Below are 13859 nucleotides of genomic sequence, written 5' to 3' on the forward strand. Positions count from 1 at the left end.
GGAGCCTCAGGCTCCTTTTTCACTTTCTATCACTTGCTCCAGAGTCACAGGGTGGAGCTTAACGCAGACGTCCTTGAACTTGAATGCCACAGTCGGGTTGGCAATACGCTCGCCCTCGCCTGCGGGAGAACTCAGCTTCACCTTCACACCCAGTGATACCAGTTGATCCCACTTTGCTGCAAGCGCTGGGAACAAGCCAAACACATCCTCAAGCAGTGCTTCCGGTGTTGTCGCCTTTGACGGTACCACCCATTCAGCGTGTTCCCACCCTTCTTCCGGATAAAGCTTATCGCCCGGATAAGGCAACTCGACACATTGCGTTTGCCATTGACCAAAAGACAGCGATTCTTTCGCTTTGATCACCACAATCGGACGACCATTGATGTTATTTACGGAGAGTTCTTCACCCGAAGAAAGCCAGGATTGATGAAGTTTCTCAGCCGCTTTTCTGTCATTGATGCGCAAAGCGATGTGGTCGGCCGGATAGGCGCTAAGGTCCAACTCCAACAGTTCTAACAGCGCATCCAAGCGAGCAGAAAAATCGGGGAGTGTGGCGTAGAGGGATTCGACGGTTAATGCTGGCATGGTCATCTCGTTACCTTCAAAGATGACAGGAATTTACCACAGCGTTGATATCACTGGAACGCACACGCTTTTACTTGCTATGAAATCCACCTATTTCGCAGGATTCAGCTTTTAAACTGCGCCTGTTTGTGGGTATTATTACGCCTACATACGCGCATCACACTTTGATGCCCAAGTTTCAGTGCTAAAGCCGTCAACCATGCCCTGTTTGCCTCAAATTGCAGTGGGTATTGTTGACGGATTTTTTGCTTTAACCCGGCTGCATTTTGCCGGGTGTCAGAATTAAGGTAAGCAAGTGAATATTCAAGCCCTTCTTAACGACAAAGTCGCTGCAGCCATGGTTGCTGCAGGTGCACCTGAAGGCAGCCCAGCGGCTGTCCGTCAATCAGCGAAACCACAGTTTGGTGACTACCAGGCAAACGGCATCATGGGTGTTGCCAAAAAGCTGGGTTGTAACCCACGCGAATTCGCGCAGAAAGTGCTGGATGTTCTGGATCTGGATGGCATGGCGGAAAAAACCGAAATCGCTGGCCCAGGATTTATCAATATTTTCTTGAGCACTGAATGGCTCGCAGCCAAAGCAGACGAAGCGCTGGCGAGTGACCGTCTGGGTGTGGCAGAAGCTGAAAAACAAAACATTGTGGTTGACTACTCAGCACCAAACGTAGCGAAAGAAATGCACGTTGGTCACCTGCGCTCAACCATCATTGGTGATGCGGTTGTACGTACCCTGGAGTTTATGGGTCACAACGTTATCCGCGCTAACCACCTTGGCGACTGGGGTACCCAGTTCGGCATGCTGATCGCAAACCTTGAGCGCCATGAAGCACAAGGTGGCGACATTTCAATGGATCTGAGCGACATCGAAGGCTTCTACCGCGAGTCGAAGAAGCTTTACGACGAAGACGAAGAGTTCGCAAAGACTGCGCGTAACTACGTGGTTCGCCTGCAAAGCGGTGACGAATACTGCAAAGAAAAATGGCAGCAACTGGTAAAAATCACCCTGGAACAAAACCAGCGTAACTATGACCGTTTGAACGTATCCCTGACCGATAAAGACGTGATGGGTGAAAGCAAGTACAACGGCATGCTGGCTGGCATTGTTGAAGACCTTAAAGCACAAGGTCTGGCAGTCGAAGATGACGGCGCAATGGTTGTGTTCCTGGACGAATACAAGAACAAAGATGGCGAGCCTATGGGTGTGATCATCCAGAAGCGTGACGGCGGCTTCCTGTACACCACCACGGATATTGCGTGTGCGAAATACCGCTACGAAACCTTCAACGCAGATCGCGTGCTGTACTTCATCGACTCACGTCAGCACCAGCACCTGATGCAGGCATGGACTATCGTACGTAAAGCCGGTTATGTACCTGAAAGCATGAGCCTTGAGCACCATGCATTCGGCATGATGCTGGGTAAAGATGGCAAGCCATTCAAGACCCGAGCAGGTGGTACCGTTCGTCTGGCTGACCTGCTGGATGAAGCAGAAGTACGTGCGAAGAAGCTGATTGAAGAGAAGAACCCTGAACTGTCAGCGGAAGAAAAAGACAACATTGCCAACACTGTAGCTATGGCAGCGGTAAAATACGCTGACCTGTCTAAGCACCGCACTACTGACTATGTGTTTGACTGGGATAACATGCTGGCGTTTGAAGGCAACACTGCGCCTTACATGCAATACGCTTACACCCGTGTGGCCTCTATCTTCAACAAAGCCGGCATTGACGCAAGCAGCATCCAGGGCCAAATCATTGTGTCTGAAGAGAAAGAGAAAGCACTGGTTTCTAAACTTCTGCAATTTGAAGAAGCCGTTGATGGCGTTGCCCGCGAAGGTCAGCCACACATCATGTGTAGCTACCTGTTTGAGCTGGCTGGCACCTTCTCAAGTTTCTACGAAGCATGTCCAATTCTAAATGCAGAAGGCGAAACCAAACAAAGCCGTTTGAAACTGGCAGCACTGACAGCTAAGACCATTAAACAGGGGCTGGATCTACTTGGTATTAAGACGCTAGAGCGCATGTAAACACTGATTCAGAAGCAAGATCACACTTTTAAAAGCCCGCGAATCTTTCGCGGGCTTTTTTACACCCAGTGTAAAAATATCGTACATAATTCTGTTTCACTAACCGACATGTGTGTCAACTAGGAATACAGAATGAGCGACTACGCCTTTTTTGAAGCCACTCGTATTTTTAAACGTGCTGTACCTATGATGGTAAAGTACAAAGTACCGACAACCCCTCATTATTTCTCACTTTGGTATACGTACTGCGCAGGCACTAACCCTCAGCTTAATCAAGCTGTTGATGAGACAGTCACTCGATTTGGAAGCTGTTCACCACTTCATTGCGACAACATCATTGAGACCTATCTGCTTGATGATGCAAAGCGCGAGGTGAATAATTTCCGCCAAAAACTCCAAACTCTGGCAGCCGATCTGGGTGACTCAATGGGCTCAACGGTTTCTGATACAGAAGAGTTCAGAGATATTCTAAGCACGTCCGTTAACAGGTTGAAAAACGTTAAAAGCCATATAGCAGCGAATGGAGAGAGTAAGCAGGTTTTGCAGGAACTTTTAAAGGGCTCCCAGCATCTGCTTAGCGCCACTTCGCAATACCAAATTCAGGTGTCGTCCCAGAAAACAGAAATTGATGCTTTGAAAAAGCAGTTACAGGAATATCAGAAGCAAGCTTCACACGATGCGCTGACTGGTTGCCTTAACCGTCGAGAATTTGAAAAGCAGTTAGAGGACAACGTTCATCAAAAGAACGTGTTTAGCGTCATGATGGTCGATATCGATCACTTCAAATCATTCAATGATGAGTTTGGTCATCAGATGGGTGATAAGGTGCTTCAGATTGTGGCCGCCAAACTTCAGCAGGTCGTCGATGAATCCGGAGCTGTATTCAGATATGGCGGTGAAGAGTTTGTGGCCATTCTGCCAAGCCTTCCTTTGAAATCGACCTTTGTTGTTGCTGAAAAGATGCGCTCAACTCTTGAACGACTCTCTGTAACAGACAAGCGTTCGGGCCAGAAAATTAACTCGATCACCGCATCATTCGGTATAGCAGAGAGAGAAGGTGATGAATGCGGACTAGCACTGGTAGCCAGGGCCGATGAAGCCTTGTACAACGCTAAACATAAAGGCCGTAACTGCGTTATGCCGCAGGTTCGCTAAGCGAACCTGCTATTGGGTGAGTTTTGCCCCTCCGCCTGCGAGCCATTGCAGCTCTGCTTCAGTGGAAAGTCGGCCTAAAGATGCATTGCGGGTAGGAAAGCGCCCAAATCGCTTGATGATATCGAAGTTGGTGCGGGCATGACGGAATATATTTTCGAACAACCCAGCTTCCTCCTGCCCTGCCGAGCTGCACAACTGACTGAATCTGAATAACGCTTCTTCCTGATCTTCCATATGCTCAGAGTGCTGCAAAGGCATATAAAAGAACGCACGCTGAATAGTCGGTAAATCTAAATCCTGCGCTTCTGCCAACCCTCGCTTACATACGGCCAAAGCGAACTCATCGTAACGAAAAGCCGCACTCAATCCGCGGTAGATTCGACGACTGAACTGATCGAGTAATATGACAGTGGCCAGAGTCCCTTGTGGTGAACAAAGCCACTGGCTGAGCTTTCCTTCCCCCGCCATACTCACATGAGGAAGAAATTGCTCCCGGATCTGCCTGTCCAGGCTGTCATTGTTCTCAAACCACATAGATTTGAGCGCATCGTCTGTTTTGGGGGCGTCTGGGTCGCCAAACCAAAACTCCAGCACTTCTGTATAGTCCATTCGCGCCTCCATGTGACGCCGAGTTCTTTTGACCTTAAGTACTCTTAAAGCCTAACTGCATATTTGGTATAGCGTGGCTCAATGACACGTTAGGGACTGGTTTTGTGATTTTACTATGACATTTGCGCAAAACGTGCGCTCTCAAACAGGCAAGAGTTTAATCTTGGTCATACCGCCTAAAGGCTTGGGCTATCGTTTCAGTCATGAGAATTTGCAATCCATCGATTATTTACATTAGTGCGGAATCCCAGTAGTTTTGACCTGATTTCCTGACATCAAGAGAAGATGAAATGCCATTCGAACTCCACCCACGATTGGACGCAGACACGACCTGGCTGGGCGATTTTCCGCTCTGCCGTGTTCTATTAAGTAAAGAAGACATCGGCCCTTGGCTGATTTTGGTTCCTAAAGTCGAAGGGATTCGTGAGATTCATCACCTGACGAAAAGTGACCAACAACAGTTCATACAAGAATCTTCGCTGGTTGCAGAAAAACTGGAAGCGCACTCCAACGCTGACAAACTCAACATTGGCGCACTGGGGAATATGGTTCCTCAACTACATGTTCACCACATTGCCCGTTTTCAAACAGATATCGCTTGGCCTGGTCCAGTTTGGGGAAACACCAATGGCGTGCAGCGCCATGAGTTGGCTCAAAATGAAATGACAGAGAAGTGGCGTAGCCTGCTGGGAGACGCAGCTGGGTTTACCCCAGCAGGATAAAAGAAAAGCGCGGATTCAACCCGCGCTTTTTTGTTTTCTATTGATACACAGTCACGCCAAGCTCAGAGTCTTCAAGCCAGGTGTATTGCCTGATTGTGCCTGACGCCCGAGCTGAAACGGTTATCTTGAGTTTTCCCCGTTTGACCCATTCACTCAGCATGGCCTCAACCCCATCCTCGGAAAGAGCGAACGCTTTTGCTAACTCTTTCAATGAACATTTTGGGTGAGACTGAATGTAATTCCTTAAGGAAAACAAAATCATACTGCAACAACCCTGAGCGCATTACTGAAAGAACCGTTACGCTTGAGTAGTGAAACAGTCGCTACCATTAGCGCGATGCCGCCCGAAATCCAAAGCCCACTCACTAATGGTGTTACCATCAACATCATCGATTGATAAATGATAGTCGCCACGACTACACCCAGCAGCATAGTCCACCCAGCAATGAACATGGCAAATGGTCGACCGAATTCACGCACATAAGCACCCATCGCTGCGACACAAGGTGTATAGAGTAAAACAAAGACCAGATAAGCAAACGCACTTGCAACGGTAAAGTTCGCGCTTAAGTTAGCAAAGATGCTCAGATCGACTTCCTGTTCCTCAGCCACCGCTTCGTTATCAGCCAGATCTCCGACTTGAATACCCAATGGATCGGAATAATTAAGACCCATGAGGTTTTCAGGAATAGTCTGTACTGCTTGGCTCAGGCTACCCAACAAATCATACTCACTGGCTTCTTCACTGCTTGGCGAGGCATAAAGGTTATTTAACGTACCGACCACTGCTTCTTTAGCAAAAATCCCCGTAATGATACCCACTGTCGCCTGCCAGTTGTCTTCCTGAATACCAATCGGCATAAACACGGGCGTGACAAATTGAGCGGCTTTTGCCAGCACAGAATTGTCTGAGTCTTCGTTACCAAACGAACCATCAGTACCAATTGAGTTAACAAAACTCAATATCGTCACGACCACAACAATAGTCTTACCTGCGCCAAGCACGAAACGCTTCAGTTTCTGCCAGGTTTTTACGTAGATATCTTTCACTCGTGGCCATTCATAACGAGGCATTTCCATCAACAATGCCTCACTGTCGCCAGGATAAAGCGTCCGACGTAAAACTACGCCCGTAAAAATAGCTACTGCAATACCTAGCAGATAAAGAAGGAAAACAATGTTTTGCCCATTGTCTGGAAAGAATGCGGCAGCAAAGAGTGCATAAACTGGCAACCTCGCACCACAAGACATAAATGGTGCCATTGCTGCTGCAAGGCGACGTTCACGTTCTTGATCGAGTGTACGGGTTGCCATGATGGCAGGTACGTTACATCCAAAGCCTAGAACCAAGGGAACGAAGGCTTTCCCAGGCAAACCAATCTTCTGCATCGCCTTATCCAGCACAAATGCTGCGCGCGCCATATATCCGGAAGCTTCAAGCAACGACATAAAGAGGTAAAGGCAGGCAATCACGGGGATAAACGTTGCGACAGTTTGAATACCACCGCCAACACCATCGGCAATAATCGTCACCAACCAGACAGGTAGATGATTGTCCAGCAGGTAGTGACCGCCATCGACCAACAAAGCCCCTGTACCAATATCGAAAAAGTCGATAAAAGCGCCACCAATGTTAATGGAAAACATGAACATCAGATACATCACGCCAAAGAAGATCGGCAACCCAAAGTAGCGGCTCAATACCACGTTATCGATAGCATCGGTCACTCGCGCTTTAAATGGGATTACCTGAGTTTTAGATTCTCGGCAAACTTCTGCGACGCGCGAATAGCGGACATCAGCAATAGTAAGATCTATATCTGTGGAATCGAGCTTGTCGGTCACACCGGATAGGCATTGCAGCGTTGCGTCCGAAACTTGACGTTTTAATGCACTGTCGCCGCATAGCAGTCGGATCGCACTCGCGCGGGCGTACGTCTGACCCTCTTCATGCATTGCCGTCGAAAGGGTTTCAATACCCGCCTCTAATGCCTGCCCGTAATCCAGCATCAAAGATACGTCGGGTTGAGCCTCTGACAACGCATTTGATAAAGAGGCTTTCAGCGAATTTACTGAATCCATGTCAGTCGCTGTGACCGAATAAACCGGACACTGGAGAAAACTTGACAATATAGACGTGTCAACATCAAAACCTTGCGCTTTAACCACGTCCATTTTGTTGAGAACAACCACCATAGGTCGCCCCAGCTCACGAAGTTGAAGCGTGAGGTACAAGCTACGCTCCAGACTGCTGGCGTCGAGAACGTTTACAATCAAATCGCAAGGGAGATTAAACAGAGCGGAAATCGCGATTGATTCATCGAGACTGTTTTCACCATCGGCATTATCCAGTGTGTAGATGCCCGGCAAGTCAGTGAGGACAGCATCTTGCTCTTTTAGAGATAATTTGCCTTTCTTTTTATCAACGGTGACACCCGCCCAGTTACCAATCTCCTGTCGGGAGCCAGTCAGTCGGTTGAATAGGGTCGTTTTCCCCGAGTTAGGGTTACCAACAGTAAGTAATTGCTTACCCCTCATGAGAAGTCACCTCAATGTTTTGCGCCAAGGAAAGTCGGAGCGCAATATCACACCCTCTGACTCTGATTTGGATAGGGTCGCCCATTGGAGCATAACGAATAACGCTTACATCTGTATCCGGCAGCAAGCCCATTGCCATCAGTTTTTTTCTTGGAATTGTTGGTACAGAGGAGAGAGAGATAACCCGCCCTGCCATGCCAGGTTTGAGTTCTGTAAGCTTCATAAATACAACCAAAATGAGAATCATATACATTTGCAGTCAAAAGTATTGCAAATTGTTTCAGAAAGAAAGTTGTTTTTGATCAACAAAGTTAGGGGATTTAAACAGAGTTTCGATAGCCTACATGTCAAAGCCCACGTCAATTTCGTCAATATTTCCGTTAACTTCGTAAAATTCCATATAAAACCGCCGGTTTGACGCACGTTACTACTGGGGTTCAAAAAGAAAAAATCTCCGTTAGCTTTTCGTCAAAAACGTTAAAAGGCTAAAATTCTCTGGTTTTTACCCAGTAAAAAGTTAGAGGCGGTGCAAAGAAATGAGGGCTTTTTAATCGAAATGAAATAATGGCGGGAAATTACTATCGGCTGTAGCAGTGAAATCGTTTTAATAACCCCAAGTTATTTAAAACCTAATTCCAGATGGTGTGTGGTCTCCCACACACCTCCGGCAGCAAGCGAAGGTGTCTTTGACGCCCGTGGTATAGTCAGCAGGCTATACCACGCTCTTTTTTTTCTCTCCCTCTTTGATATATCAACCCAACGACATTTTGTATCTGCCTCTCAAGGGCTTCCCGTCGGTCTCGCCATGAAATTCAACCACCTGGTTTACACGTGATATTCGTTGCTACACGTATCCCGGAACTGTGAGGGCGTTACTCCATATTTTAATTTGAATGACTTGGTAAAGTAGGACGGCTCATTAAATCCGCATGCCACAGCAACATCCGTAATCTTATCTCCCTGACATAACATCCGCTTAGCGTTTTCCAACCGTGTGGCAATCAATACCTCTTTGAAGGTACTCCCCAGCTCTAGTTTGAATCGACGCTGCAAGCTTCGTTCAGAGATGAATAGCGCTTTTGCTAACAACGCTGTGGAATATTCAGGATCGTGGAAATGACTCCCAATTTCCAACAGGACACGTTCTCGCCACTCTTCAGCTTCTTTATCAATACTATTGCTTGCAGACTCTGCCACCGTCAGCGGGCTTGGTGTAACAGGCTCCGGCTCAAGCTCAGGTAAAACGCTTCTTGAACCGCTACAAAAGCGCTTGGCTGACTCCTCGCGCTTGTCAATTTCAATGACTTTCCTGTGAACAGTTTCTCTTAGCTGCTTGTTTTGAGACTTGATAGCAGTGTTCTTTTTTCGGTAATAAAACGCCACAAAGATAATCGCGACTGTCACGACCAGAAAGAAGTAGCCCAGTCGTTGATACCATGGCTGTTCTACAACAAAACTGAGCAGGCGCACTTTTTCTCCAGCTCCATTTCCTTTCGACAGGTTAACTACAAGGGTATATTCGCCAGTATTCAATGCACTGAACACCAGTTTCTGATCGTTGGTTGTGTACCAGCTATCATCGCCATTACCTTCCAACCGGTACTCGAGTTTGTCTTGGGTGCCAAACGGCATTTGTCCCACCTCAATCGCTACCGTTCCTTTGGTGGTAATGTTTAAAGGCGCATCAGAAGAGGGTCCAAGGCGCCACGGAGTACCGTTTATATAGATAGCACTCGGAGAAACAGGTGCTGGTGGAGCACTGAATAGAAAAGATAATGTCGGTTCGGGAATTGAGAAAACGCCAAAATCACCAGCTATCAGCATCTTCTCTTCATTCTTTTGACAATAGTGACGCAGAGAAGGCACGGAGTTGGGCGAACCTTGAACGAATTGCAGTACCTCGTTCGAAAACTGCTGTCTGTAGATTCCTTTGGTAGTGACGTATAGAGAAGATGCACCGTTAACAACCAAACACTTTGCGACATCTTCTGATGTATTCACAAAGCGCTCTTTAGGTAGCGTTTGTTTAACTGTGTCATAGGTATAAACGCCCCTCTGGGTAAGCATCCAGATCTCCCCTTTAGGGCCCACTTTGAGTGACTTTATGGCACCGATTTGTTCTCGGGTCAGTTTAGGAATAAACCTGCCATCAAAGTAGAAATACAAGCCATTGGTGGTTCCTAGCCAAGTTCCGCTCTCCTCAAGATCGATAACAGATGTTAGCCGATTATTGAATACGCCTGACCAGTCGCTGCCAAAATCCACCAAAGTACGGCCTTTTGGCCAAAACCGCATAACATTAGAACCTTGAGCAAGCCAAAGGGAGTGGCTGTCACTAACAATGCGGTCTACTGGTTTATCCTCAATTGCCCTCGGTACCTTCCCATTCAGTAGAGAAAACGTTTGAGGGTCATAAGCTTTAAGCCCTGACGCCGATGCTACCCACAAGACACCATCAAACATCGCCATACTGTCGATCGCGGAGTCTAACTGCGTCGACTTAATCGGCTCTAAGCGTTCATTGAGCGTAATCAGCTTATACCGCGTGCTCATCAGGAAATCGTTTCCATACTGAACCAATGCGGACAGTTGTTCTTCACCTGGCTCGGGCGACAACACATACATAGGAAATCGGTTGATTTGACTTGCAACCATGTTTCGGTAATTCAGCCCTGCATCTGTTGCCACCCAGAGCTCTTCCATCATTCCTACTTCAAGATCTTTGATAGCTTGCCCTGAAAAGCTGAACGCATCGTCACTTTGACCAGTGAGAAGCTTGAACTCAGAATCTTCTATTTTCTTAAGATACAAACCTGAAGGAGAACCGGCCCAAACGCCCTCTGCCGTTGCAGCCAAATGGTCAATTCGAATACCTGATAGATAACGCTGCAGCTCTTTTCCCTCCTCAAAGACAACAATGCCTTGCGCTGTACCTGCCCAGAACTGCTCCCCCACTTTCTCAAGGGCATTTAGCTTTGCGTCAACGTCAAATAGCACTTTTCCAGAAGGCAGTTCGACTCCTTGATTATCACGCTGCGCGATAACGCGCTCTCCATTTTCAAAGATATCGGAAAAAGGCTCAGCCAAGAGCATTTCGGGTTGGGTGGTGTTTGCAGCTATCGAATAAGTATTGGTGGCGGTTAGAACCCACAGATGTTCACTCGTTCCGACAATTTCCTTTACCCTCCCTTCAACCGACAGAGGGTTCAATTGGTTATTGTCTATATCGTATTGGAGCAACTGCCCTTTTGAGACTAACCACAGATCACCATTAAACAACTCGATATGCGAGATCCTCTTACCGATTGGCGTGAAGGCATCAAGCTTGTGGTAATGAACACCATCGTAGTAACTGACACGTCCATTAGTATCAAGAAGCCAAATACCTCTATTGTCCGCGTATTCGATCTCTTTTATTTTTGCCGTGTCGCTGGCTGAAGGAAATGGAAAGGCATAGAAAATAGGTGACGCCTGCACCGATGCCGACAAACTGGCAAAGGTAGAGATCACCAAAAAGAAAGGTCTACATTGAGCAAGCAAATAGCGAAGCAGTGACATCATTGTTTTGTATGATTTTTTACTGTCACTGCATTTTCGCAGTTTTTCGGATTCGGTCTTGCTCGCAATGCAGGGTTATGCGAACAAGCTCACATTACCCTAACTTAAATTTCGCTGAAACAAGCCAAATATTGACTTCCCAATTGATTGAGAAAATCAACGTATTGATTCGTTTCTACCTTAAGGTCAGTTGCCATTGGGTCAAGAACTAACACCTTTGCATCTGTTCCTTTCACCAGAGTTGACACCATGGCTGGATTGAACTGGGGTTCACTGAATACGCACTGTGCCTGTCCCTTTTTAATAGCTCCACGAATCGCCACCAAGGTCTTGGCACCCGGTTTACGTTCCGGATTGATGGTGAGATGCCCCAGCGAGTTGAGCTTAAACGCATCTTCAAAATATCCATACGCGTCGTGAAATAGAAAGTACCCCTTGTTATCAATGGCTGAAAGGCGTGTTTCAAGGGAAGATTTTGCACTCTCCAAGTCCGCCTTGAATCGGGCATAGTTGCTCTCGTAATCTTTCGCATGAGAAGGATCGAGCTTGACCAATTTGTCTTTCACTGCCTGAGCAATCACAATGCTTTGGTCTGGTCCCAACCAAATATGTCCGTCAATGCCGTCATGCGAGTGACCATGATGGTCGTGATCATCATGTCCATGCGCTCCCTCATCGAAGTAGCGGACTGGCATGCCTGGGTAAGTTGTTAAACGGACGGCGTTGTCCGCATCGCCCAGTAACTTCTCCAGAAACAACTCTAGCTCCGGTCCTACCCAGAATACAGCATCTGCCGCAGAAATCTTTTTCAGGTCCGATGGTCTCAGCGCGTAGTCATGCGGAGATGCACTATCCGGCAGTAACACTTCCACGTTTGCATGGTTACCCGCTATGTCATTGGCTATCAGACCGAGGGGTTTGATAGTCGTCACCAAGTTTGGTTGGGCACTCGCAACTGCTGGAAGGAATAACATTAAGGCTATGAAAAACTTCTTTGTACTACTGATCATCGTGTCATCCATCATGCGAATTTAAAAACAGCGAGAAATGTTATATTATAACATTTCATTTTTAAACCACTTGTTCAAGATATGTCCTCAGCTCTCGTTAAACTCGACCAAGTTTCCGTCATCTTTGATGGAAAAAGCGTTTTAGATCGTGTCTCTCTGTCCCTCTACAGAAATAAAATCACAACGCTTATCGGCCCAAATGGTGCTGGAAAATCCACACTAGTTAAGACAGTTATTGGCTTGACGGCACCCAGCATAGGGAAAGTAGAAAAGAGCAAAGGATTGAAAGTTGGCTACGTACCACAGAAGCTCAAACTAAATGAAAGCCTCCCTCTTAACGTAGAGCGCTTTTTGAAGTTATCTCCTGGTGCCAACCGTAAAAGCATTGGTGAAGCACTGACGCTTGTTGGGGCAACAAAATTACTTCACGCCAATATGCATACATTGTCCGGCGGTGAGTGCCAACGCGTTCTATTGGCAAGCGCGGTTCTAAAGAAGCCCGACTTGTTGGTTTTAGACGAGCCAGTACAAGGCGTAGATGTGTCAGGTCAGTTAGAACTTTACAGCCTGATAGGTGAGCTGAAAGATAAGTTGCAGTGTGCTGTACTCATGGTTTCCCACGACCTTCACATCGTCATGGCAAAAACAGATGAGGTTATTTGTCTTCAACACCATGTGTGTTGTTCTGGCGAACCCGAAGCGATTTCATCTCACCCAGAATACATTGCATTGTTCGGTCGTCGAGAATGCGAACAACTGGCACTCTACCAGCATCACCACAACCACGAACACGATCTGTCAGGAAGCCCTATTGGTCCCTGCCAACACGGAGACCATCATAATGCTTGAGTTTCTTGCGATACCGTTTTTTGCAGGTGTCCTCATTGCTGCCACTGTTGGTCCTCTCGGCTCGTTTGTTGTGTGGCGCAAGATGGCTTACTTCGGCGACACACTTGCTCACGGCTCACTGCTGGGGTTAGCACTCGGGTTTATGCTTCAGATAAACCTGAACATCGCACTCATCTTCAGCTGTATTGTCATTGGTATTTTGTTGGTTGGGCTACAACGTAAAAGCAGCGTTTCGACAGATACACTGCTTGGTATCATCGCTCATACGTCTTTGTCACTCGGCCTTGTGACAATCAGTTTTGTTGACGACTTACGTGTAGACCTAATGGCGTATTTGTTTGGCGACCTTCTATCTGTCACAACGGCAGACATTAGTTGGATTGCAGCTGGCTGCGCGCTGGTATTGGCGCTTCTGTATAAACTATGGACGCCATTTCTTGCAATTACAGTTAACGAAGAGATGGCAAGGGTCGACGGATACAATGTCGATAGGCTCAAACTGGTGCTCATGCTATTGGTCGGCCTTGTAATTGCCGTTGCAATGAAGTTTGTCGGCGCATTGATCATTACTTCACTGATGATTATTCCTGCCGCGACGGCACGGCGTTTCTCAAAAAGTCCTGAACAAATGGTCATTCTTGCCAGTGTCATTGGTGTGATTTCAGTGTTTGGCGGTATTGCCTTGTCATGGTTCGAGGATACCCCAGCAGGGCCTTCAGTGGTTGTCGCTGCAGGTTTTCTTTTCTTTCTCAGCCAGTTTTACAAACAAGCTGAATAGCATTTAAAAAAAAACCGCTCCGAAGAGCG

The 13859-nt window shown here is 47.1% G+C and carries 12 protein-coding genes; 5 read left to right on the top strand and 7 right to left on the bottom strand.

All coding sequences use genetic code 11. The annotated features are described in order from the left end of the window. Positions 1-6: 6 nt before the first annotated feature. On the bottom strand, positions 7-585 hold the full coding sequence (locus GCE9029_RS08740; protein WP_062663183.1) for a VOC family protein: 579 nt from the start codon (positions 583-585) through the stop codon (positions 7-9). Between the two features lie 295 nt (positions 586-880). Between GCE9029_RS08740 and argS the strand changes: the two genes are divergently transcribed. Both argS and GCE9029_RS08750 read left to right on the top strand, forming a co-directional pair. Continuing rightward, a complete protein-coding gene (argS, locus tag GCE9029_RS08745) occupies positions 881-2611 on the top strand; it encodes an arginine--tRNA ligase (RefSeq protein WP_062662668.1) in 1731 nt (576 codons plus the stop codon). 132 nt (positions 2612-2743) lie between these two features. Continuing rightward, positions 2744-3766 carry a GGDEF domain-containing protein gene (locus GCE9029_RS08750; RefSeq protein WP_062662670.1) on the top strand — a complete coding sequence of 341 codons (1023 nt, stop codon included), beginning with the start codon at positions 2744-2746 and terminating at the stop codon, positions 3764-3766. A 9-nt stretch (positions 3767-3775) separates the two neighbouring features. Here GCE9029_RS08750 and GCE9029_RS08755 read toward each other — a convergent pair whose 3' ends face one another. Then, positions 3776-4375, bottom strand: coding sequence for a DUF924 family protein (locus GCE9029_RS08755; protein WP_062662672.1), 600 nt, complete (start codon positions 4373-4375; stop codon positions 3776-3778). Positions 4376-4665: 290 nt separating this feature from the next. Between GCE9029_RS08755 and GCE9029_RS08760 the strand changes: the two genes are divergently transcribed. Beyond that, on the top strand, positions 4666-5097 hold the full coding sequence (locus GCE9029_RS08760; protein ID WP_062662674.1) for an HIT domain-containing protein: 432 nt from the start codon (positions 4666-4668) through the stop codon (positions 5095-5097). A 37-nt stretch (positions 5098-5134) separates the two neighbouring features. On the opposite strand, the gene GCE9029_RS08765 is transcribed toward GCE9029_RS08760, so the two are convergent. The 5 genes from GCE9029_RS08765 to znuA all read right to left on the bottom strand — a co-directional run bounded on the left by GCE9029_RS08765 (position 5135) and on the right by znuA (position 12203). Further along, complete coding sequence (locus GCE9029_RS08765) at positions 5135-5359, bottom strand: FeoC-like transcriptional regulator (protein WP_062662676.1); 225 nt, start codon at positions 5357-5359, stop codon at positions 5135-5137. Next, entirely contained in the window at positions 5356-7635 is a 2280-nt protein-coding gene (gene feoB, locus GCE9029_RS08770) for a Fe(2+) transporter permease subunit FeoB (protein WP_062662678.1), read from the bottom strand. The genes GCE9029_RS08765 and feoB overlap by 4 nt, the downstream gene beginning before the upstream one ends. Next, positions 7625-7858: a FeoA family protein gene (locus GCE9029_RS08775; RefSeq protein ID WP_062663184.1), complete on the bottom strand. Its 234-nt coding sequence runs from the start codon at positions 7856-7858 to the stop codon at positions 7625-7627. The genes feoB and GCE9029_RS08775 overlap by 11 nt, the downstream gene beginning before the upstream one ends. Before the next feature lie 602 nt (positions 7859-8460). After that, the gene (locus GCE9029_RS08780; RefSeq protein WP_062662680.1) at positions 8461-11196 is read right to left on the bottom strand and encodes a helix-turn-helix domain-containing protein; all 2736 of its coding nucleotides are present in this window, start codon (positions 11194-11196) and stop codon (positions 8461-8463) included. Positions 11197-11297: 101 nt separating this feature from the next. Further along, entirely contained in the window at positions 11298-12203 is a 906-nt protein-coding gene (znuA, locus tag GCE9029_RS08785) for a zinc ABC transporter substrate-binding protein ZnuA (RefSeq protein WP_062662682.1), read from the bottom strand. 81 nt (positions 12204-12284) lie between these two features. Between znuA and znuC the strand changes: the two genes are divergently transcribed. Both znuC and znuB read left to right on the top strand, forming a co-directional pair. Beyond that, a complete protein-coding gene (znuC, locus tag GCE9029_RS08790) occupies positions 12285-13052 on the top strand; it encodes a zinc ABC transporter ATP-binding protein ZnuC (protein ID WP_062662684.1) in 768 nt (255 codons plus the stop codon). Next, the gene (znuB, locus tag GCE9029_RS08795) at positions 13045-13830 is read left to right on the top strand and encodes a zinc ABC transporter permease subunit ZnuB (RefSeq protein WP_062662686.1); all 786 of its coding nucleotides are present in this window, start codon (positions 13045-13047) and stop codon (positions 13828-13830) included. The genes znuC and znuB overlap by 8 nt, the downstream gene beginning before the upstream one ends. Positions 13831-13859 lie beyond the last annotated feature (29 nt).

This window comes from Grimontia celer, from assembly GCF_900055185.1.
Classification (GTDB): domain Bacteria; phylum Pseudomonadota; class Gammaproteobacteria; order Enterobacterales; family Vibrionaceae; genus Enterovibrio; species Enterovibrio celer.